Source organism: Lysinibacillus sp. RS11 (assembly GCF_042019215.1).
GTDB classification, from domain to species: domain Bacteria; phylum Bacillota; class Bacilli; order Bacillales_A; family Planococcaceae; genus Lysinibacillus; species Lysinibacillus xylanilyticus_A.
The window spans coordinates 2,042,873-2,064,205 of the sequence record NZ_CP168124.1; the positions used below are offsets into that span (position 1 = coordinate 2,042,873).

Below are 21,333 nucleotides of genomic sequence, written 5' to 3' on the forward strand. Positions count from 1 at the left end.
CATATATAGTTCTTAGTGAGGGGGTCAAGTTGTTTATTATTTGATAAATTTGTATCCTTCTATACATATGGACAAAAAAAGTAAACCGCCTCCGCATTGCAAGCTGTGAGTAGGTTTACTTCCTTCTATAATGATAGAAAGTACGTGCTTTTATTTACATAATAGAATCTGGCGTAAAAACGATTGTTTTTTAGCAACGCATCGATCTTTTATAATAAAACCTGCATCTTCTATCATGTCATCAATTGTTTCAATTGTAACGACAACTACCGTATCGGCAATCCGACGAGCATGTTTTATAATATCAAATTGATCTTCTGGTGATGAATGCGTAAACAAGTTATATGGTAAATCAATTATGGCGACATCGTAGTGCTCCGTTACTTCTGAGATTGGACCTACTGTAATGTTACCTGTTAACCCAAAATAAGCGATGTTTTCGCGGGAACCTTTACAAACATTGTAATATATATCTCGCCCTTCCATATTAATTCCCATAGAAAGGGCTTCAATTACCACTGTCCCTATACCACAACAAGGGTCGATTGCACGAATATTTTGAGGCTGGGGAACGGCGATATTCGCTACAGCGCGAGCAACTCTAGTGCTAAGTGCCGTTGAATAACTGTTTGGCTTGTGTAAATGTTTACGCCAAATGGATTCACTCTTCGAATGCTTTCCAAAATACCAAATTCCATCTATTAAAATAAGACCAAATATAGTTTCAGGATGATTTAGATCTGGTTCTCCATCTATACATAATCCTATCTCACGTTCTAACAATCTACGCTCTGATTGAGGGATTTTCTTCGTTTCACCTATATCCATACTATTTAAACAAACCACTTTAAAAGTTGTTTCATTTATGTTTGTATCCTTCACCATTGTCATGATGTTCTCTACGCTATTGTCTTCATATAGCACTTCAAGTCTCTCTTGTATAAAAGGGCTGCGGCTTGGATCTATTTTAACATTGCTTATTATATAGTTTGATTGGGAATCAAAACTAAAAAATGAACGCATCTCCATTCTACACAAATCGTATTCGTCAACATGATGTACATATGTGTATATAAATTTACTTTTATTTTGTTCATTACTCAATTGACTATCATCCTTTTATATTGTTATTCACTTGATTTCACTAAAGTTAATAAAAACCAAATGAAGTTGTTTATTTGGTAATCGTATCATAGGTGACTCTATCAAGCCACTCGATAACAGTATCGAATTGAGATAGTATTCAAATAGTGAGGAGGTCAATGCCTAAAGAACGCTTTCCAATTGTTGGTTTTCGTGGAAAACTAACAATAATATCTTCAGCAGTTATGCATTCTGCCATCACGTTATCCTGTTAATTGGTTGCAAGGGAGAATGTGGATCATGTACTATCGGAAGAATTAGAAAGTTGTAGACTATCTCGGTTTTATCCTGTAATTGGGTGGAGGACCTTATCCCGTATTAACTGCCCGTAACGATCGCAACCTTAAATTTTTCACTATAACAATCACCAAGTTAAACAAGCAAAAGGTATTAATCCTGTTGCTTGTTTTTTTTGTTATGCTTGATTGCTAAATGTAATGAGAAACTAATCGCAACGAACATTATTACAGAAAAAGCAACCGAGAACGTGGCTTTATAGTAGATTGATGTAATAAACATGACGATCGAACTAATGATGATGGCTACTCGAAGTAATATATCTGTTCTTTCACTTGGATTAAAAAAATCTTGAAGAATAGCAAAGAAATAAGCTATTCCGAAAAATACAAGATACTCATAAACAAACACAGGTTTTACATAATCCGGAATGCCAAAATAAATTATTTCAAATATAAAAATGAGTAGTATTACATATTTTGAATATTTGCTAAAGAAGTTTGACAAAGTATCATCTCCTTTCAATACTTATTCTAAAAAAAATAGAAATTTTTGCTATGAGCATTTAGTTTCAATCTAAAGGGATTTTTCTGAAAGGTGATGGTGTTTTTGTCCAGTGCTTCATTTTTAATAGAGGAAAACAGTGGAAATAATTTGTAAGAGAAAATAATATAGAAAGAGACATTCTAATAATTTCTAGGATTTTTCCATTAATTTCAGGGGGTGTGAAATGGTTGTAAAAGAAGATGTTTTAAATAGAAAGGGAGCTAGGAAGGCTAGCGATATCCCTAATGACGTTTTAGCGTTGTTGAATCAAGGCCGAATCGAGAGTGTTAATTTAACGGAATGGCAAGCTGTTAACCATATTTCTTTAGTCAAAAATGTTCTACCAACAATGGGGCTAGAAGAAGAGTTGGAAATTATTTCAACTGAGATAGAGAAGCAAAAAGTTGAAACGGGAATGAAGGCTATACGTTTAATAGGTGGTTTATTAGACACAGTCGTGGTTAATGAAAGTGCGACTAAAAAAGAGGATGTAATCAAACTATGCTCCCAACATGTATCTGATAGTGTCCGATGTTGGGCAGCATTTATGAATAAAAACAACGATCATACTTTAGAAGAGAAATTGTTGTATATCCGATCTTTCGCAGCAGATCATCATTTTGGTGTACGAGAAATTGCTTGGATGTCAATTAGGGAAGACCTTTCAGAAAATGTAGAGGAAAGTGTAGACTTGTTAACGGAGTGGGCGAAAAGCGAAGATGAAAACATTCGTAGGTTCAGTTTAGAATCAATCCGTCCTCGCGGGGTATGGACAAAGCATATTGAAAGATTAAAGCAAGAACCACAAATCGTACTTCCTATCCTAAATTTGCTACAATCAGATTCGTCAAAGTATGTTCAAGATTCTGTCGGCAACTGGTTAAATGATGCTAGCAAAACTCAACCAGAGTGGGTAATAAACCTTTGTGATGAATGGCAAAAGGATTCTCCAACTAAGGCAACTGAGAGAATTATTAAAAAAGCTCAAAGAACAATAGAAAAAGGGAAATAACGTTTGTACAAAATATATAATCAAAACCATCCTATAATGGACCATAATGTAATGGACATTTTAAGGGTGGTTTTTTTAGCTTTATCTGGCTGATCAAGTTGTGGATGACATTTGTTAAGACGTACGCCTAGTATATAAGTTGATTGGAGTGAAGGCTGGGCGACTCCTTGGGGATTAGCGATAGAGGAACGAAGGCTAAAAGCATCAGGTCCTGTGATAACGCCTTCGTGACCAACATCGGTGCTGTTGCTGTCGCTGCGCTTTCGCACAAACAAAACCCTCTGCTGCCGCTACGTTAGCACTACGCTTTCGCGCAAAAAACATCTGTTGGCCCAAGCGGCTCATCGGACGCCACCAGGAAGCTTTGCTCTGTGCGAAAGCGAAGCGACAGCAACAATGTTTTTTCTGCGCGAAAGCGAAGCGACAGCAACAAAAGGTTTATCTGTGCGAAAGCGAAGCGACAGCAACAAAAGGTTTATCTGTGCGAAAGCGAAGCGACAGCAACAAATGTTTTATCTGTGCGAAAGCGAAGCGACAGCAACAAAAAAAAGCGCCCAGTCGGAACAAAATCAACCACACGTCTTGGTGATAAGCTCTTTATCCTCCAAAAGGATTGTCAACATAAGTGCCCTTCTACGCAGGGGGAGAACATCCGCGAAAAGAGAAAAATAACAAGCAAAACAGGTGAATCAACTTGAAGAGTGAGGACTTTCAGCAATCGCGAATAGCACAAACATCACAATTTTTTCTGCATATGATAACAAGGAAGCGTTTTCATTAATTAATATAGAAGAAAGTTAATTTCATTTCATTCAAATTGGAAACAATATAGAAGGAAAAATTGGCTGCAAAAAAATTGTTAAATGACGGGGTTAAGTTGGTTCAAATTGGCATGTTTTATCGCTAAAATTGATTACTTAAATCCTGTAATTTAGATGATTTAAGCTAGTTCAGACAAAGATTTGTACGATTATGTGAATTCTACAAAAAATTTTTGTAAAAACCTTAACTATTTCATATGAAATCCGTATAATAAATCAAACAGTGCGGAAATTGTCCATATTCTATCGGTAAATTGCGTGAATTTTTTAAATTGTATTGACGTAGAGAGCGATAATTTGTACACTGTGTACATTCAATTGTTTTGTGGGGGAATACAATTAATTTAAAAAGTTAGGATTTGATAGATATGATCGTATGTAAATTTGGTGGAACATCTGTAGCAAGTGCAGAACAAATTCAAAAAGTAGCAAACATTGTAAAATCTAATCCGGCACGTAAAATCGTAGCCGTTTCTGCACCAGGGAAACGCTCCGGTGACGATATAAAGGTAACTGATTTATTAATTAATTTAGCAATGGCAGCATTAAAAAAAGAAGATGTTGAAGAGAAAGTGCAAACCGTTGTGAATCGTTTTAAGGCGATTGCAGATGGTTTGCAGTTAGATCATACAATTTGTGGCGTGATAGCTGAAGATTTACGTGAACGTGTGCAAGGTGATAAATCAAATGAAGAATTATTTATCGATAGCATTAAAGCAGCAGGGGAAGATAATAACGCGAAGTTAATCGCAGCGTATTTCAATTCTATCGGTATGCCGGCTCGTTACGTAAGTCCGAAAGATGGTTTAGTGGTCAATGATTTACCTGAACGCACGTTTGCTTTACCAGAGGCTTATGCAAATTTAGCACCTCTAAAAAATACAAAAGAAATTATTGTGTTCCCAGGTTTCTTCGGTTACACTAAAGCGGGCATATTGCGAACATTTGACCGCGGTGGCTCTGATATTACAGGCTCTATTTTAGCAGCAGCTGTTGAGGCAGAGCTTTATGAAAACTTTACGGATGTGGATTGTGTGTTCTCCGCGAATCCGAAAGTCGTGAATGATCCAGTGGAAATTAAAGAAATTACGTATCGCGAAATGCGCGAATTATCCTATGCAGGCTTTTCAGTGTTCCATGATGAAGCATTAATGCCTGTCTATAAGATTGGGGTGCCAGTTAACATAAAAAATACAAATAATCCATCAGCCCCAGGTACTCGTATCGTACCAAGTCGTCCTGCAACAGGTCGTCCAGTTACAGGTATCTCGGCAGACAGTGGTTTTTCAACTTTATATGTGTCAAAGTACTTGATGAATCGTGAAGTAGGCTTTGGACGTAAGCTTCTACAAATTTTAGAAGACGAAAATATTTCTTATGAACATACACCGTCTGGTTTAGACGATATTTCTGTCATTATGCGTTCAAATCAAATAACACCAGAAAATGAAGCGCGTATTCTTTCTCGTGTGAAACATGAATTACATGCAGATGATGTGCAAATGCGTCATGGTTTCTCTATGATTGTTATCGTAGGTGAAGGCATGCGTAATAATACAGGTTTAGCGGCACGTGCTGCAACGGCCATTTCAAAAACAGGTGCAAATATTGAGATGATTAATCAAGGTTCATCTGAAGTAAGTCTAGTATTCGGTGTGCTACAGGAATTTGAAAACCAAATTTTACAAGCACTTTATGAAGAATTTTTTGCACATGTGAGAGTATAAGTAAAAAGTGAAACGATAATCAGTGGGGGTTTTTCTTGATTATTAGTCTTCACCAATCGGGTTTTTACGGGCAGTTAATCGCTGACCGAACTACTTTACTTTCGCTACAGACAAATTACTGCCCGTTCATGCGGGATAAACACTAATCCTTGAACGGGATTAGTGTTTTCTTTTTGGCGGGAATACGGTAAAATCGAGGGCGTACATAGATTGGAGGTTTTTCTTTTGAAAAAATTATCGATTGGTATGTTTCTATCAATGATTGGCATACTATTTGTTTGTTTAACGATCATGGATATTTTACCGTCCTCGACAAAAACAATGAAGATTGTCTACATCGGTATTGGCTGGGTATTTATCATTGCAGGATCCATTGTTCGTTTTAAACACTTAAAACAAAAGCAATAACGGAATATCTCGAAATTGAATTGTTATAAAACGCGAATTTGTGATACAATTTCAAAAAAATAAATAATTTGAGTATTAGGAAGTTGTAATGCTGTACAAAATTCAAAAAGTTCAAATTTGGGAACAATCATAAATTTAAGATTGAACAGTACAAATTCTTCTTTGTAAGAATTTGTTTTTTTATTTTCTGAATGGGAGGCGAGATAATGCCAGTACTACGCAAGGAAGATATTCACATTTCTGAACATTATGTTGCTTTCCGCACAGATTCACCAATGAAGGTCGTATCCTCGGCAGTACATAATCCGGGATTTGGCTATTATACACATCTAATCAATCGTTCAGTGCCATATACGTACGATGAACGAAAACCGCAGTTAGAATTGCAACGATTTTTACAGTCCGAAGGCTTTCCAATTGACAATACGGTTGCGATGATGACGGCTGTCTATGCCAGGTACGCAACAATTCGTGAGTTTACATATGAAGGCATTCATCTTGTCATTATGATTACAGCAGGGCTCGGGAATGCCGTAGATATAACGCGTGCCTTTCATCGTCAGGAGCAGTATCATGCTGGCACTATCAATACGTGGGTACTTATCAATGGGAAATTGTCGGATGAGGCTTTATTTCAGGCAATGATCTCTACGACTGAGGCAAAGGTCAAGGCTCTCATTGATGAAGGTATTACAGATCCAACAACGGGCACGCAAGCTACAGGTACTTCAACAGATAGCTTGTTAATTGCTTCGACGGAGGAAGGTGTCTACCATCAATATGCTGGTCCGATTACAATGCTTGGGAAAGTCATTGGTCATGGTGTTTACGAAACGATGCGTGAGGCTATTCAAAAATATAAAAAAGATAAAGAGGAGAATCCTTTATGATGGCATTGATGATTGCTTGTATCATTGGGCTTGCTTTTGATTTAGTAGTCGGTGATCCTCCTAAAATGCCTCATCCAGTGCGCTGGATTGGAAAGCTCATTCAATCTCAAACGGAATTATGGAATAAAGGAAGAATGAGAAAGTTTCGTGGGATGATCATGGCGCTCACTGTAGTCGGCACAACGATGTTTGTTGTGATGGTCATTGTGCTACTAAGCTATAAGATTAGCCTATTATTTGGCATACTAGTAGAGGGATTACTGATTGGTATAGGATTAGCGCAGCGTAGCTTAAAGGAAGCTGCGATGGCTGTGTATGAACCGCTTGCTAAAGGGGATTTTGCTGAAGCTCGTGTGAAGCTATCTTGGATTGTCGGACGGGATACGGAGAAGCTTGACGAGGATGAGATTGTTCGTGGTGTTGTGGAAACGGTCTCAGAAAACACGAGTGATGGTGTAACCGCTCCGTTATTTTATGCCTTTTTATTTGGCGCAATAGGGTTATGGGGCTATAAGGCAGTCAATACGTTAGATTCTATGGTTGGCTATAAAAATGAGAAATATAAAGATTTTGGTATGTTTTCTGCAAAGCTAGACGATGTATTGAATTTTATTCCTAGCCGATTAACAGGCTTACTCATGGTACTAGGGACTAAAAATGAAACAACAGTATCTCTTGGTCAGCGATTAAAACGTTGGCTACAGGATGCAAAAAAGCACCCAAGTCCGAATAGTGGGTATTTGGAGGCAGCTACAGCTGTTCAGCTTGGAGTACAGCTTGGAGGAAAAAATACATATCAGGGTGTCGTTTCTTATCGAGCAATTATGGGAGAAAAATTAGTTCCATTAACTAAAGAGCATATTGCAACGTCTATTATTCATATGCGTATGGCTACTTTGCTCTTTACTCTTGTTATATTAGCAGTGGAGGTGTTAATTTTTGCAATTACCTAATCACGGAGCAAATCCGCAAAATGTCTATCATCAACTTGGACTGATCATGCCCAAAGAGGTGTATGATTTTAGTGAAAATGTCAATTCTGCAGGACCACCTCAATTCGTTGAGGCACGTTGGCGAACATTTTATCCGCTCATTCAACGTTATCCAGATCCAGACGGTGAGCCATTTTTAACAAAGGTGACAGCTTTTCATCATGTACAGAAAGATTGCGTTTTACTAGGCAACGGTGCCTCAGAGCTTTTTAGTGTTCTGGCTAAACGCTATGCCAATAAACGGGTGATTATCGTACATCCCACTTTTTCAGAATATGAACGAACATTACGGGCGGCAGGTGCTGAAATTGTGCCAATACTTGTAGAGGATATTGTTCACTACACATTTCCGATGGAGCGTCTAAAACGAGAGATGGCGAATGCAGATGTTTTATATATTTGCACACCGAATAATCCGACGGGGGTACTTCCAAATAAAGAGGAGCTCCTACAATTAATTACTCATGGTGCACAAGTGAATTGCGAGCTTGTTATTGATGAGGCCTTTATTGACTGGATCGATGAAGCCTATTCATTGATTCAATATGTGGTAGATAATCCGCATATGATCGTCGTTCGTTCGATGACAAAAATGTACGCGATTCCAGGATTGCGCCTTGGCTATTTAGTTGCGAGTCCTATTGTTGTTGCTGAGTTAAAGTCTAGTCTACCGCATTGGAATTTGAATGCCTTTGCACTCGTGATAGGGGTAGGTTGTTTAGATGAAGAAAATTATTGTCAAAAAGCGATTGCCTATGCAACAACACAGCGGGAATTGCTACAAAGCTATTTACAAGAAAATGGTTGCCAGGTGACAAATAGTGTAACCAATTATGTATGTTTTACGTTGCCTGAAAAACAGCAAGCAGATACATTTTTTACTTATTGTTTATCAAAGGGCGTCGTACTACGCCATACAAAAAACTTTATGGGCTTAAATGGTGAATGGTTCCGTATCGGGATTAAAGATATTGCGGCCATGACTTATTTAAAAAACTGTTTGCAAGCATGGTTTAACTTATGAGTCTTCTACCTCTGTATGTGGTGAGATGAATGTGGGTTTAAGCTAATTTTTCAGCGGGTGTCCAAACATCTATACCTGTCGCTCGCTTTCGGTACAAAAAACATAGGTTGCTGACGCTACGTTAGCACTGCGCTTTCGCACAAAAAACATCTGTTGCTGACGCTACGTTAGCACTGCGCTTTCGCACAAAAAACATCTGTTGCTGACGCTACGTTAGCACTGCGCTTTCGCACAAAAAACATCTGTTGCTGACGCTACGTTAGCACTGCGCTTTCGCACAAAAAACATCTGTTGCTGACGCTACGTTAGCACTGCGCTTTCGCACAAAAAAATATCTGCAGGCCTATGCACAAAGCCGATTCGGATGCAATTATGCCGAGGTAGAATTGATTATTAATTAGGGGTGAGAAAAGTGACAACTTTTTATTTAGTGAGACACGGTGAAACAATGTGGAATAAAGAACATCGGCTACAAGGATGGTTAGATTCTCCGTTGTCTGAAAATGGTATTTCAAATGCGAAAAAACTGCAAAAACATTTGGGGGAAATTGCATTCGCTGCAGCATTTAGCAGTTCGAGTGGTCGTGCCAAGGAAACATTGCAGATTCTTGTCAGTGATCGACAGCTTCCCATTTACTATGCGGATGATTTACGTGAGATTTTTTTAGGGGATTGGCAAGGTAAAACGGTCGAGGACATCATAAAGACACAACGCTTAGACTATGAATTATATACCGATTATCCTGCACAATTTATCGCAACTCATACCGAAAGCTTTGGCGCAGTAACAGAGCGAGCGATGTATATGTTGAAAGAAATTGCAGATAAATTTCCTGATGAAAATGTATTAATTGTTTCCCATGCTGTAACAATTAAATGTGTCGTTAACGCCATTTTAGGCAGAAGCATTGATCAGCTTTGGTCAGAACCATTCATTCATGGTACAAGCGTAACGATTATTGAACGATTAGAGCATCAATTGCTCGTAAAAGATATCGGTAACATTCAACATCTACAATAGGAGGCGTAATCATTGCCACTGATTTTCATTACAGGGGGAGTACGCAGTGGCAAATCCCACTTTGCTGAAGATGCGGCTGTTACTCACTTTCAAACAAAGTCCATGCATGGACAACGACTTATTTATATTGCTTCAGGAGTAGCGCTGGACCGTGAGATGGAGAAGCGAATAGTGCGACATCAGGCTGACAGACAGGCGCAAACTGTTAAATGGCTAACGATAGAAGCACCTTATGAAATCGCTGATACATTGAGTAACCTGATTGATGGAGATGTCGTGTTATGGGACTGTGTCACGACATGGCTGACAAATGCTTTTTACGAAGGATTTGAAACAGGGACTCCGTGTGTGGCACAACCAGGCTGTTTAGAGGAGAAGCTCCGTGTTGTAAAAAGGGCGGTAGAGACGTTACTTGAGAAAAGGGTGACGTTTTTTGTCGTCTCGAACGAATTGTTTGATGAGCCTCCATATACAAACGAGGAAGTTGAATTATACCGACAAATGCTCGGGAAGTTACATCAATGGTTCGTTTCTATAGCGGATGAGGCGTATGAAATCAATTATGGAATCGTAAAGAAATGGAAATAATAAAACGCGCTTTGAAAATAAAAAGAAAGAAGGCAAGGCGATGAAAAATTTCTGGCAGAGCATACAACTTGCATTTCAATTTTTTACAGTTTTGCCGGTACATAAAGAAATTCCTTTAACCAAAGTAACCATTACGGGGATGTTCGCCTTTTTGCCGTGGATAGGGGCTCTGATGGGTACCATAGTGGCAGCGGTGATATATGCTTTAACAGAATGGACGACGAGCAGTGAAGTCTTGCTTTCCTTTATGATTGTTGGATTATTCGCTTTGTTTACGGGTGGTTTACATTTAGATGGTTTTATTGATATGGGGGATGCTTATTTTTCATATCGGGATCGTGAGAAGCGGCTTGAAATTCTAGATGATCCACGTGTTGGCGCATTTGGAGTGCTTGCAGTCTTATTTTTAGTGCTTGGTAAACTTGTTATTTTGCATGAACTATTTGTGCAGCATAAATTAGCTCTTTGGATGCTGATTTTTATTCCATTATTAACACGAGTGGGTATGAGTTTTTATTTTATGTCGCTACAGTGCTCAAAAGAAAAAGGGCTTGCCTACTTTTTTAAAACGCATATTAAGCCAGGATTACTTATCTGCTTTATGCTTATAACATTGGTAGTGGCGTATAGTAGTTTATTGATCGTAATAGGCTTTTCGTTTGTTCCGTTAGTGTTGATGGCTGTATTAGCGATTGCCTTTTTAGTCTTTCGACAATTTACAGTGCGCAACTTTGGTGGTGTTTCTGGGGATTTACTCGGTGCATCAATTGAAGGAATGGAGGTTGTACTGTGGGTGACGTTGTTATTGTGCGCTTAATGAGACATGCACCAACAAAGGAAAATTTAGAAAAACGATATATTGGCTGGATAGATTCTTCATTAGCCGATGTATCTTCACTGGCTATTGTAGATAAAGATGTCACGAAAGTGTATGGTAGCGATTTACTGCGCTGTAGAGAAACGGCCGCTCATTATTTTCCGAATGCAACTTACATGGCAGATAAAAGATTCCGAGAGTCGAACTTCGGAGAATTTGAAGGGCGAACATATGAGGAATTAAAATCTGATCGTCGTTATTGTGCATGGTTAGATGATCCAGTACAGTCACCGCCTCCAAAAGGGGAAGGTTTTGATGCATTTTGTGCGCGAGTCATTGAAGGATTTACAACGTTACCAAAAGGAGAAGACGTTTATCATCTTGTTGTGCATGGTGGCGTCATTCGAGCACTTCTTGTTGCATTTGCACCGACTGAGCAACCCTTTTGGACGTACCATACACCGCATGATAAAATGTTTTCTTTATCGTTTTCAAGAAAGGCTTGGGAGGAGGGGGCGAGATGCATGTCTTTATCGGAGGAGCTTATAGTGGAAAAACCGACTATGTCATGAATTTACTTGCAGATCAAAAAGTTGAGCTAGTAGATGGCTATGTACCTGATGACACTCCTAGCTGTGATGTACTGGTTATTAAAAACCTAGAGAAGTGGCTCGTGACACAAGATCTGGAGGATGATGAGGTCATTGTCAGAACCATTTTGACAAGACTAAAGACTCTTGAAGAAAATTGTGCACTCTATATAATTGTGACCGATATGGGACGAGGGGTTGTGCCGATGGAAAAACAGGCACGATTATTACGTGATACATGTGGGCGCTTGTACCAGGCATTATTTGCTGAAGCAGAACATGTCGTACGTATTTGGTACGGTATTGGGGAACAAATCAAATGACGTAGTTAGTCAGTTGAATGGGGTGCTCATCGTACACTTCCAAGCGCTCAGCCGAAACGGAAATTAACCTCACGCTATAATGAACAATGTTTAAAAGAAAAGAGGGAATGGAATGGATCGACAAAGATTAATGAAATTGACACTCGTTGCCATGGTAGCGGCAATTTGTGCAGTTGGGGCAGTTATTAAAATTCCAACACCATTTATTACAACTGCTGCACTGGACGCGGCTCCTGCATTTTTGAGCGTTGTATTTTTATCTCCAGTATTGGCTGGGGTTGCAGGGGCAATTGGGCATTTTATTACGGCCTTAACTTCTGGCTTCCCACTTGGACCACTCCATATTATTATCGCAGTAGAGATGTTTATCGTAGTATGGATCTTCGGGATTATGCATAATAAAGGAATGCATTTCTGGAAATGGCCTGTGGCACTTATTTTAAATGGCGTTGTGGCACCATTACCGTTTTACTTTATCATTAGTCCGGCATTTTATTGGGCATCTCTTACTAGTCTACCGTTGGCAACTCTAATTAATTTAGTCATCGTTGCAGTTGCAATGCCAATTTTATCTAAAGTATTTGTGCGTAAGGCAGGGCGATTACATTGAGAAATGCCATAAAAGTAGGGGAGCTGATTGCTACGACAGATAATGCCGCAGCAATTGGTGAAAAACCGCAAGATGTTGTGTCTGCCTCAGATCAACTCACGGCATACTTGACAGCACGTGTTACTTTTTTAGAGCAGCTTGCCGCAAATGCTTTACCTACACATGTCCTACTCGCTAATTTTTCAGGGGGTGTGGCATGGTCTCGCTATGTGGCAGGCATTCAGCAGGTTTTTGATGAAGCTGGTCTTATTTGTCCGCAAATAGACGGTAGCACTGAGTCCAATATGCCGACTGTACAATCTGGTTTGTCCATAACGATGCTTGGTGAACAGCAGCAACGTACACCCTATAAGCATGATCAGCTGATTTGGTACACTTATGGACTGCCGCTTGTAGGCAATGAAGTCCTTGCACAGCCTGAGGATGTCGCACAGCTACAGCCTATTTTTCAGGCATGGAAAGAGGAAATCGTGCAGCAAGTTTGGCCAGTTGGATCAAAAGGTTTGCAAGCAGAATTTACTCGACTTTTTGGCAATCAACAGGTCACATGTTCGTTAGATGTTGAGAAAACAGCTGGCCCGTGTGCAGTCATTTTACTTGGTGTACATCCAGAAAAAGAGCAGCTGGCACAAAAAATTTTTCTTAGAAATTTTGAGAAACTACGTAAAACTGCCTTGTAATTGGGCTTGCTTCGAGAAAAAGTAGTGCGTAATAAAAATCAAGGGGCAAAACGCCTATTGCAACAATAAACACCATATGTTAGATTTGTTTAGGAGTTAAAACACTATATATAGTATTTTGAACAAGAGGTACCAATATGGTTTAAAAGGGAATTCGGAAAAGAGCATCTTAAGCCGAAGCTGTCCCCGCAACTGTAAGTGCTGACAAATGATGCAGAGGCCACTGTTAACAATGGGAAGGCGATCATTTGGAGGAAGCATGAGCCAGGAGACCTGCCGATTTGTTCAAGACAGCGACACATTCTTCGGGGATTGAGAAGTGGAGGCGAGAGATTTGTTCACTTCTGTGTGTGCATGTCCTTCATTTCCATTTCCGATTTTACAGCGATCACGCAACCGATAGAGGATGCGTGATCGCTTTTGTGTTGTCTGGAGATAGAAAGGGAGAGTATGTGTATATGACAATTCAAATCGAACAGCAAATTGCTAAGCTAAAGAAAAGTTACACGGAGGATGAACTTGAAAGTTTTGTAAGGTTATCGGATCGATGGCTACGAAAAAATGACAATGCCACATTTGAGGCATGGGCGGATGCGATGATTTTACAAACGCTTAGCCTAATTGATGAAGAGGAGCCATATTGGACATTTGTTGCAGCGCAAATTTATTTAGAAAAATTATATGACCAATTTGCAATGCGCCGCGGTGTTTCTGTGAAAGATGTTTATCAGGTTTTCCCAGCACAATTAGCACGCTATACAGAGGCTGGTTTGTATCATGAAAGTTTAACAACAAAATATAGTGAGCAGGAGCTTCAGGAACTTGCTTCATATTTAGAACAAAGTCGAGATGAGTTGTTTACATATATTGGCTTAAAAACATTAATGGACCGTTATGTTGTTCGTGATTATACGAAAACACCTGTCGAGTTACCACAGGAACGTTGGATGGTCATTGCGATGACATTGATGCAGGATGAAACAGAAAATCGTTTACAAAAGGTGCGAGAGTCTTACTGGGCAATGAGTAATTTATATATGACTGTTGCCACACCAACATTATCGAATGCAGGGAAAACACATGGACAGCTATCTAGTTGCTTTATTGATACAGTAGATGATAGTTTACAAAGTATTTATGACACAAATACAGATGTCGCAACATTATCTAAGTATGGCGGCGGTATTGGTGTTTATATGGGCAAAATTCGTAGCCGAGGCTCATCTATTAAAGGTTTTAAAGGTGCATCAAGTGGCGTTTTACCATGGATTAAACAGCTTAATAATACGGCAGTTTCGGTCGATCAGCTTGGGCAACGACAAGGAGCAATCGCGGTCTATTTAGATGTTTGGCATAAAGACGTCTTTACGTTTTTAGATTTACGTTTAAACAATGGGGATGAGCGTTTGCGTGCCCATGATATTTTCACAGGGCTATGCTTACCGGATTTATTTATGGAGACAGTTGAGGCACGTGGGGAATGGCATTTATTTGACCCACATGAAGTACGAGAGGTCATGGGCTTCTCATTAGAAGATTTCTATGATGAGAAAAAAGGTGACGGCTCTTTCCGTACAAAATATGCAGAATGTATCGCCAATCCTTTATTAAGCCGTGAAGTCGTACCAGCGATAGATATTATGAAACGTATTATGCGCTCACAGCTTGAAACAGGCGTGCCGTTTATGTTTTATCGTGATGAAGTAAATCGTATGAATCCGAATAAGCATGAAGGGATGGTTTACAGCTCGAACTTGTGCACAGAAATTTTCCAAAATATGTCAGCTACTGAATTCGAATCTATTACCCTTGAAGATGATGTTATCGTAACACGTCGCAAGCCTGGAGATTTCGTTGTATGTAACTTATCATCTATTAATTTAGGCAGAGCTGTACCGGCTGGTGTACTAGAACGTTTGATTCCAATTCAAGTGCGTATGTTAGATAACGTTATTGCCTTAAATACAATCCCAGTGAAACAAGCAGAGCGTACGAACTTGCGCTACCGTGGTATTGGGCTAGGCACATTTGGTTGGCATCATTTATTAGCTTTGAAAGAAATTCAATGGGAGTCTGAGGAAGCTGTAGAATTTGCGGACAAGCTATATGAGGAAATTGCCTATTTAACGATTCGCGCTTCTAACGATTTGGCAAGTGAAAAAGGTGCTTACCCATTATTTGAAGGTTCAGATTGGCATACTGGTGCGTATTTTGACAAACGTGGTTACGACAGTGAAAAATGGAATGCGTTACGCGCAGCAGTTGCTGATAACGGTATGCGTAACGGTTATGTAATGGCCGTTGCCCCTAACTCATCGACATCTATTTTAGCGGGCAGTACGGCAACGATTGATCCAATCTTCCAAAAAAGTTATTCAGAGGAGAAAAAGGATTACAAAATACCAGTAACTGTACCAGATTTATCACCGACGACGACTTGGTATTATAAATCAGCTTATTTCATCGATCAAAATTGGACAATCAAGCAAAATGCTGCACGAGCTCGTCATATTGACCAAGGCATTTCACTTAATTTATATGTTCAAAATACGATTAAGGCGAAGGATTTATTAGCACTACATATGAACGCTTGGGCGAGTGGTGTGAAAACGACATATTATGTACGCTCAACATCTGTAGAATTGCTAGAATGTGAGTCTTGTGCAAGCTAGGAGGAAGTAACGATGACAACGATTACGAAACGACAAATTATGGATAAGGAAGCACCGAACCGTTCAACAGGGATTGTGAACGGTCGCTCTTCTAACATTTTAAACTGGGATGATGTGCGTTTTAGCTGGGCTTATCCAAAGTATAAAAAAATGCTTGGTAACTTCTGGACACCATTTGAAATTAATATGAGCAATGATGTGAAGCAGTTTCCTGAGCTATCAGCAGTTGAACAGGAATCATTTTTGAAAATAATTGGTTTACTAGCACTTTTAGACAGTGTACAAACAGATTTTGCTGGTAAAGTAGCAGATTATTTAACAGATTCAAGCTTAAATGCATTAATGATTATTTTAGCGCAGCAGGAGGTTATCCATAATCACTCTTATTCCTATGTGCTATCAAGTATTGTGAACAAAGATGAGCAGGATCGTACGTTTGACTTTTGGCGTACAGAGCCAGTGCTAGAGCGACGCAATGATTTCGTTATTAAAGGCTACCATGCATTTTCGGAAGAGCCATCTGTTGAAAATATGCTAGAAGCGATCATTTATGATGTGATTTTAGAAGGCTTATTCTTCTATTCCGGCTTTGCCTTCTTCTATCATTTAGCACGTAATCAAAAAATGGTGGCCACGTCAACGATGATTAATTATATTAATCGCGATGAACAGCTTCATGTCGATTTATTCATCAAAATTTATCAAGAGCTATTAGCGGAATATCCTGAATACGATACACCTGAACGAGCAGCACGTGTACAGGAAATATTCCGTGAGGCCGTACAGCTAGAGGTAGATTGGGCCAATGAGGTGATTGGCGATAAAATTGATGGCCTCGATGTGGAAGATGTCCATGATTATGTGCACTTCTATGCAAATGTTCGTTGTAATCAGCTTGGCGTTGAGCGTCCATTTGAGGGCTATCGCAAAAATCCATTGAAGTGGGTTAAAGCTTATGAGGATGTTGACTTAGGGAAAACAGACTTTTTCGAGCAACGTTCTCGTCAATATGTGAAGGTTAATGTAGAAGATAACGGGTTTGATGATTTGTAAAAAATGATAGAGAAAGAAAGCCATGTTAGCGTGAAATTGCTGACATGGCTTTTCTTCAGTTATTCAAAAAAATCTGATTCGAAAAATGGTGGGATGCCAGATTCTCTTAAAAAGTATTTGTATTCAGTAGGGACTTCTAAAAGTGATTTATTAGGAATTAATACCAGTATGCCAAGGCGGGTGACACCATTGCACTTGTAGGGCCGACGGGATCAGGGAAAACGACCATTATCAATTTGTTAACTCGTTTTTATGATGTGGATGCAGGTGAAATTTTAATTGATGGTCATAACATCGAGGATTATAAAATGGCAACAATTCGTCAAAGAGTTGGTGTCGTACTACAGGATACCTATTTATTCTCTGGGACGATTCGTGAAAATATTCGTTTTGGTAAGCTTGACGCTACGGATGTAGAAGTAGAGGAAGCGACGAAAATTGCCAATGCCCATAATTTTATAAAATATTTACCAGCACAGTATGATACACCTGTACAGGCAGGTGGGACAAACCTTAGTCAAGGTCAACGACAATTACTTGCTATTGCCCGGGAAATTTTAGAAAATTCGGATATTTTAATTTGGATGAAGCTACGTCTAGTGTGGATACGTAAACAGAGGTTGATATTCAAAAAGGTCTACAGCATTTGATGCAGGGACGCACAAGCGCTTTGTCATTGCACACCGCTTAAAAACAATTGAAAATGCCGACCAAATTCTTGTTATTCAACAGGGGGGAATGGTTGAGCAAGGTAATCATCAAGAGCTCATGCAAAAACAAGGGATTTATAGTCATCTACAGCAAAAGCTTTTGCTAGAGCAAGTTGAGTAAGGTCATAGTAGGCGGTCTATTAAAATCTTTTAGACAGCTTTTGGTATAGCAGTTGTGGTAAACTTCTGTAAACGTTATGATACACTAAAATGTAGATGGTGAGGGATCAACATGTACGAATTAAAAACGAAAGAAACGGATGACAGTGTGATTGAATTTATAGAAAACGTTGATCATCCTAAGAAACGTGAAGATGCTTACCGACTAGTAGATATTTTTACTGAAGTAACGGGGCATGAAGCGAAAATGTGGGGGCCCAGTATTATCGGTTTTGGCAGCTATCATTACAAATATGAATCTGGACATGAAGGCGATGCACCTTTAGTTGGATTTTCTCCTCGAAAGGCTAAAATCAGTTTATATTTTGCTCCAGGTGACAATGAGCGCGATCAATTATTACAAGAATTTGGCAAACATACAACAGGAAAAGCTTGTGTTTATATTAATAAGCTAGCAGATGTGGATGAGGAAGTATTAAAGTCACTCATTAAACAATCTGTATCTTTTTTACAAAAAACGTATCCTCAATCATAATTCTCTTCGGGTCAAGGGCTGTCTAAATGGTGTAAAAACTTTTAGACAGTTTTTTATTTCTTGAAAAAATTTATTAGAAATTTATTTTTAACGTGTATCCTTTCAAGTATCAACTGAGAGGAGAATTGTATGAAAAAACTAGTGAAGAAAATAGGAATCTACTTTATTGCGTTAATGCTACTTGGGCTTGGCGTGATATTTAGCTATCATCAATACGAGTTAAGTAAGGAATCTAATGTTTTGGAAAATAAAGGAGTGAATGTAGAGGTCGATCATAACAAAATGAATGTGTATACTGAGGGCGATGGTGAGGACACTTATGTATTTATGGCAGGTTCAGGGGTTGCGGCTCCTATTTATGAGATGAAAGGACTTTACAGTAAATTTTCGCATGAACATAAGATTGCTGTTATTGAAAGAGCGGGATATGGATATAGTGATGTCTCTAACGACGAACGAGATATTGATACAATTTTAGCCCAGACAAGAGAAGCACTCCAGAAAAGTGGCAATAAGCCTCCTTATATACTCGTACCACATTCCATTTCGGGGGTTGAAGCTATTTATTGGGCACAAAAATACCCAGAAGAAATAAAAGGGATTATTGCACTTGATATCAGTTTGCCAAGCCAATATATAGAGCATAAAATGGGAGTAGCCGATTCTTGGACTGTTAGAGGAATGAATCTGTTAACGGACATGGGCTTACACCGACTAGCACCTTCGAAAGTGTATAATCCAGAAGTAATCAAGCAAAATTTTTTAACGGATGAAGAAAAAGAAATCTATAAAGCACAATCCTTTAAACAATTTTTGAATGATGATATGAAAAATGAACTTCTACATGTCTACGAAAATAGTGTGAAATCAGAAAAGCTTCCAAAACCAAAAGACACACCTATATTATTGATTGATGCCATTGCTGAACAAAATAAAGACTCCAAATATACGAAGTACAATCGCCAGAAATATGCGGAATTTGCTGAGCAAATACATATAGCAGATGTGAAAGAATTAAGTGGTACCCATAGCATCTATTTGTATAAACCGGATGAGATTTATCATTTTGCTATGGAATTTATGAAACAAACGAATGAAAGGCTGATGGAATGAAAGGATTTACGATTTTAATTGTAGAAGACGATCCGATGATTGGTGATTTGATGCAAAAAATACTACAGCGTGAAGGTTACGATGTTGTATGGAAAACAGACGGACAAGAAATAATGAGCATTATTCGGCAAATCGATTTAGTGATAATGGACATTATGCTCCCAGGGGAAGATGGCTATCAGCTGACAAAGAATATTAAAAGCCTAGGCTTAAATATACCTATTATTTTTCTGTCTGCTCGTAATGATATCGACAGCAAGCTTCAAGGCTTAACGGTTGGTGAAGACTATATGACAAAGCCTTTTGACCCTAGAGAGCTGCTATTAAGAATACAGAAAATGCTAACGCAGCAATATGGAACATTTACGCAAATCCAGCATTTGTTAATTGATGGTGAGCATCGAAAGGTTTTTATAAATACGATTCATGATGAAATTTCATTGACTGCGATTGAACGTAAAATCTTCTTTTATTTATTTGACAACAGGGACAGAGTTTTAACAAAGGATCATTTTTTTGACTATTTATGGCCACTTGAGGATCGAAATCATAATATTATCAATGTTCACATCAAAAAGATCAGAACAAAAATGGATGATCCTTCAGGGTACATCCTTCAAAATATTTACGGAGAAGGGTATCGATTAAATACCTACATAAAGAAATGACATTAAAAACAAAATATCGAATGTTATTATTTTCTGCCATTGTTAGTGTGCCAATCGTCTTGTTAGGAATCAGTGTGTCAATGTCCATTATTTATGACGTTGCCTTTAAAACGCGCAATAAAGGCACGCCATTCCATGAATCATTCGCCTATCCAGCCATGCTGATTGTATTTTTTCTCTCATTATGTTTGTTAGCGTTTTTATTTTCGAAGTCAATCAATTCATTACTTTCCAAAATTAATATGCTAAACAAAACGATTCGTGACTTAGCAAGCAATGAAAGAACACCGAGTACACTAGAGGTTGGTAGTGAGGATGAAATTGGACAGCTCATTCAGTCTGTGAATATTTTAATTGAGCGAACTACTTACCGAGAATTAGAGCTTAAGCAACAACAGGAGTTGCAAAAAGAGCTTCTACAAAAGCTAAGACACGATATTAATACACCGCTCACTGCGATCCGTTTACAATTATTTTATCTAGAAGATCACTATAAAGATCAACCGAAATTGGTAGAGTCCTTAAACGAGCAAATTCAATACATGGCTAACTTAACGAATGAATTTAATGTGCAGTCCTTAGATACAATCGAAAATTCTTATGTTGTGAATGAAGAAGTACAGCTCACGGTATTGTTGGAAACGATGATAAAAAAGTGGAGCTATTTATATCGAATGCATAACATTGAACTAATCTTTCGTGCAGACGATCTCGATATAACATGGACGAGCAATGAGCTATGGCTACAACGCTTATTCGATAATGTGTTTCAAAACACAATGAAACATTCAAAAGCTACAAAACTTGAGGTAACGATTAAAGAAGGCAAGGTTTATATGAACGATAATGGGATTGGTTTTGAACAGCATCATGCAAGTACTGGACTAGGGTTAAAAATAATAGACGATATCACAAGAATATTGACTATTACCTATACCTTACAATCAACTGGTGAAGGAACTTTTTATTGTTTTTCATTCGCTAAAGGTTAGGCGATAAATTCTAAAATTATTCCGATAAACTGATAAAGCCC

The 21,333-nt window shown here is 38.6% G+C and carries 23 protein-coding genes, 1 pseudogene and 1 riboswitch; of the genes and pseudogenes, 21 read left to right on the forward strand and 3 right to left on the reverse strand.

All coding sequences use genetic code 11. From position 1 onward, the window contains the following. Window positions 1-150: 150 nt before the first annotated feature. Together AB9L17_RS10280 and AB9L17_RS10285 are read right to left on the reverse strand one after the other, a co-directional pair. Complete coding sequence (locus AB9L17_RS10280) at window positions 151-1,104, reverse strand: TRM11 family SAM-dependent methyltransferase (RefSeq protein WP_375200541.1); 954 nt, start codon at window positions 1,102-1,104, stop codon at window positions 151-153. A gap of 429 nt (window positions 1,105-1,533) precedes the next feature. Continuing rightward, complete coding sequence (locus AB9L17_RS10285; RefSeq protein ID WP_068985547.1) at window positions 1,534-1,887, reverse strand: hypothetical protein; 354 nt, start codon at window positions 1,885-1,887, stop codon at window positions 1,534-1,536. A gap of 223 nt (window positions 1,888-2,110) precedes the next feature. Here AB9L17_RS10285 and AB9L17_RS10290 point away from each other — a divergent pair, with 223 nt between their 5' ends. After that, window positions 2,111-2,938 (forward strand): DNA alkylation repair protein, encoded by an 828-nt coding sequence (locus tag AB9L17_RS10290; protein WP_375200542.1) that lies wholly within the window; start codon window positions 2,111-2,113, stop codon window positions 2,936-2,938. Window positions 2,939-3,142: 204 nt separating this feature from the next. Here the strand turns inward: AB9L17_RS10290 and AB9L17_RS10295 are convergent, their stop codons facing one another. After that, complete coding sequence (locus AB9L17_RS10295; RefSeq protein ID WP_375200543.1) at window positions 3,143-3,283, reverse strand: hypothetical protein; 141 nt, start codon at window positions 3,281-3,283, stop codon at window positions 3,143-3,145. A gap of 26 nt (window positions 3,284-3,309) precedes the next feature. Between AB9L17_RS10295 and AB9L17_RS10300 the strand changes: the two genes are divergently transcribed. The 20 genes and pseudogenes from AB9L17_RS10300 (at window position 3,310) to AB9L17_RS10395 (ending at window position 21,292) form a co-directional block, all read left to right on the forward strand. Then, the gene (locus AB9L17_RS10300) at window positions 3,310-3,636 is read left to right on the forward strand and encodes a hypothetical protein (RefSeq protein WP_375200544.1); all 327 of its coding nucleotides are present in this window, start codon (window positions 3,310-3,312) and stop codon (window positions 3,634-3,636) included. A 491-nt stretch (window positions 3,637-4,127) separates the two neighbouring features. Then, a complete protein-coding gene (locus AB9L17_RS10305) occupies window positions 4,128-5,486 on the forward strand; it encodes an aspartate kinase (RefSeq protein ID WP_068985544.1) in 1,359 nt (452 codons plus the stop codon). Between the two features lie 225 nt (window positions 5,487-5,711). After that, window positions 5,712-5,894, forward strand: a complete 183-nt coding sequence (locus tag AB9L17_RS10310) for a hypothetical protein (RefSeq protein ID WP_068985543.1) — start codon at window positions 5,712-5,714, stop codon at window positions 5,892-5,894. 206 nt (window positions 5,895-6,100) lie between these two features. Further along, the gene (locus tag AB9L17_RS10315) at window positions 6,101-6,784 is read left to right on the forward strand and encodes an adenosylcobinamide amidohydrolase (protein ID WP_375200545.1); all 684 of its coding nucleotides are present in this window, start codon (window positions 6,101-6,103) and stop codon (window positions 6,782-6,784) included. Continuing rightward, on the forward strand, window positions 6,781-7,737 hold the full coding sequence (cbiB, locus tag AB9L17_RS10320; protein ID WP_068985541.1) for an adenosylcobinamide-phosphate synthase CbiB: 957 nt from the start codon (window positions 6,781-6,783) through the stop codon (window positions 7,735-7,737). The genes AB9L17_RS10315 and cbiB overlap by 4 nt, the downstream gene beginning before the upstream one ends. Continuing rightward, window positions 7,724-8,800 (forward strand): pyridoxal phosphate-dependent aminotransferase, encoded by a 1,077-nt coding sequence (locus AB9L17_RS10325; RefSeq protein ID WP_375200546.1) that lies wholly within the window; start codon window positions 7,724-7,726, stop codon window positions 8,798-8,800. The genes cbiB and AB9L17_RS10325 overlap by 14 nt, the downstream gene beginning before the upstream one ends. Before the next feature lie 412 nt (window positions 8,801-9,212). Beyond that, window positions 9,213-9,821: a histidine phosphatase family protein gene (locus AB9L17_RS10330; protein WP_068985539.1), complete on the forward strand. Its 609-nt coding sequence runs from the start codon at window positions 9,213-9,215 to the stop codon at window positions 9,819-9,821. A 12-nt stretch (window positions 9,822-9,833) separates the two neighbouring features. Beyond that, window positions 9,834-10,409 (forward strand): bifunctional adenosylcobinamide kinase/adenosylcobinamide-phosphate guanylyltransferase, encoded by a 576-nt coding sequence (locus AB9L17_RS10335; RefSeq protein WP_223556882.1) that lies wholly within the window; start codon window positions 9,834-9,836, stop codon window positions 10,407-10,409. Between the two features lie 40 nt (window positions 10,410-10,449). After that, entirely contained in the window at window positions 10,450-11,226 is a 777-nt protein-coding gene (gene cobS, locus AB9L17_RS10340; RefSeq protein WP_375200547.1) for an adenosylcobinamide-GDP ribazoletransferase, read from the forward strand. Further along, a complete protein-coding gene (locus tag AB9L17_RS10345; RefSeq protein ID WP_375200548.1) occupies window positions 11,199-11,798 on the forward strand; it encodes a histidine phosphatase family protein in 600 nt (199 codons plus the stop codon). The genes cobS and AB9L17_RS10345 overlap by 28 nt, the downstream gene beginning before the upstream one ends. Beyond that, window positions 11,747-12,139: a bifunctional adenosylcobinamide kinase/adenosylcobinamide-phosphate guanylyltransferase gene (locus AB9L17_RS10350; RefSeq protein WP_068985536.1), complete on the forward strand. Its 393-nt coding sequence runs from the start codon at window positions 11,747-11,749 to the stop codon at window positions 12,137-12,139. The genes AB9L17_RS10345 and AB9L17_RS10350 overlap by 52 nt, the downstream gene beginning before the upstream one ends. Before the next feature lie 112 nt (window positions 12,140-12,251). After that, the gene (locus AB9L17_RS10355; RefSeq protein WP_375200549.1) at window positions 12,252-12,749 is read left to right on the forward strand and encodes an ECF transporter S component; all 498 of its coding nucleotides are present in this window, start codon (window positions 12,252-12,254) and stop codon (window positions 12,747-12,749) included. Beyond that, entirely contained in the window at window positions 12,746-13,429 is a 684-nt protein-coding gene (locus AB9L17_RS10360; protein ID WP_375200550.1) for a hypothetical protein, read from the forward strand. The genes AB9L17_RS10355 and AB9L17_RS10360 overlap by 4 nt, the downstream gene beginning before the upstream one ends. Window positions 13,430-13,539: 110 nt before the next feature. After that, window positions 13,540-13,725, forward strand: a riboswitch (cobalamin riboswitch). Between the two features lie 162 nt (window positions 13,726-13,887). Then, window positions 13,888-16,101: a ribonucleoside-diphosphate reductase subunit alpha gene (locus tag AB9L17_RS10365; RefSeq protein WP_068985533.1), complete on the forward strand. Its 2,214-nt coding sequence runs from the start codon at window positions 13,888-13,890 to the stop codon at window positions 16,099-16,101. Between the two features lie 12 nt (window positions 16,102-16,113). Next, complete coding sequence (locus tag AB9L17_RS10370) at window positions 16,114-17,154, forward strand: ribonucleotide-diphosphate reductase subunit beta (protein ID WP_068985532.1); 1,041 nt, start codon at window positions 16,114-16,116, stop codon at window positions 17,152-17,154. Between the two features lie 170 nt (window positions 17,155-17,324). Next, window positions 17,325-17,985: pseudogene (locus AB9L17_RS10375) on the forward strand (ABC transporter ATP-binding protein); the annotation flags it as partial. A gap of 111 nt (window positions 17,986-18,096) precedes the next feature. Then, the gene (locus AB9L17_RS10380; protein ID WP_223556870.1) at window positions 18,097-18,519 is read left to right on the forward strand and encodes a DUF1801 domain-containing protein; all 423 of its coding nucleotides are present in this window, start codon (window positions 18,097-18,099) and stop codon (window positions 18,517-18,519) included. Window positions 18,520-18,648: 129 nt separating this feature from the next. After that, on the forward strand, window positions 18,649-19,632 hold the full coding sequence (locus AB9L17_RS10385) for an alpha/beta fold hydrolase (protein WP_375200551.1): 984 nt from the start codon (window positions 18,649-18,651) through the stop codon (window positions 19,630-19,632). Next, entirely contained in the window at window positions 19,629-20,300 is a 672-nt protein-coding gene (locus AB9L17_RS10390; RefSeq protein ID WP_375200552.1) for a response regulator transcription factor, read from the forward strand. The genes AB9L17_RS10385 and AB9L17_RS10390 overlap by 4 nt, the downstream gene beginning before the upstream one ends. After that, entirely contained in the window at window positions 20,297-21,292 is a 996-nt protein-coding gene (locus AB9L17_RS10395; RefSeq protein WP_375200553.1) for a histidine kinase dimerization/phospho-acceptor domain-containing protein, read from the forward strand. The genes AB9L17_RS10390 and AB9L17_RS10395 overlap by 4 nt, the downstream gene beginning before the upstream one ends. Window positions 21,293-21,333: the final 41 nt, after the last annotated feature.

Excerpts from the sequence above, each read along its gene's own strand:
- AB9L17_RS10290 (WP_375200542.1), top strand. The coding sequence starts at position 2,111 with ATGGTTGTAAAAGAAGATGTTTTAAATAGAAAGGGAGCTAGGAAGGCT.
- AB9L17_RS10295 (WP_375200543.1), bottom strand. The coding sequence starts at position 3,283 with ATGAGCCGCTTGGGCCAACAGATGTTTTTTGCGCGAAAGCGTAGTGCT.
- AB9L17_RS10305 (WP_068985544.1), top strand. The coding sequence starts at position 4,128 with ATGATCGTATGTAAATTTGGTGGAACATCTGTAGCAAGTGCAGAACAA.
- AB9L17_RS10315 (WP_375200545.1), top strand. The coding sequence starts at position 6,101 with ATGCCAGTACTACGCAAGGAAGATATTCACATTTCTGAACATTATGTT.
- cbiB (WP_068985541.1), top strand. The coding sequence starts at position 6,781 with ATGATGGCATTGATGATTGCTTGTATCATTGGGCTTGCTTTTGATTTA.
- cobS (WP_375200547.1), top strand. The coding sequence starts at position 10,450 with ATGAAAAATTTCTGGCAGAGCATACAACTTGCATTTCAATTTTTTACA.
- AB9L17_RS10350 (WP_068985536.1), top strand. The coding sequence starts at position 11,747 with ATGCATGTCTTTATCGGAGGAGCTTATAGTGGAAAAACCGACTATGTC.
- AB9L17_RS10355 (WP_375200549.1), top strand. The coding sequence starts at position 12,252 with ATGGATCGACAAAGATTAATGAAATTGACACTCGTTGCCATGGTAGCG.
- AB9L17_RS10365 (WP_068985533.1), top strand. The coding sequence starts at position 13,888 with ATGACAATTCAAATCGAACAGCAAATTGCTAAGCTAAAGAAAAGTTAC.
- AB9L17_RS10370 (WP_068985532.1), top strand. The coding sequence starts at position 16,114 with ATGACAACGATTACGAAACGACAAATTATGGATAAGGAAGCACCGAAC.
- AB9L17_RS10380 (WP_223556870.1), top strand. The coding sequence starts at position 18,097 with ATGTACGAATTAAAAACGAAAGAAACGGATGACAGTGTGATTGAATTT.
- AB9L17_RS10385 (WP_375200551.1), top strand. The coding sequence starts at position 18,649 with ATGAAAAAACTAGTGAAGAAAATAGGAATCTACTTTATTGCGTTAATG.
- AB9L17_RS10390 (WP_375200552.1), top strand. The coding sequence starts at position 19,629 with ATGAAAGGATTTACGATTTTAATTGTAGAAGACGATCCGATGATTGGT.
- AB9L17_RS10395 (WP_375200553.1), top strand. The coding sequence starts at position 20,297 with ATGACATTAAAAACAAAATATCGAATGTTATTATTTTCTGCCATTGTT.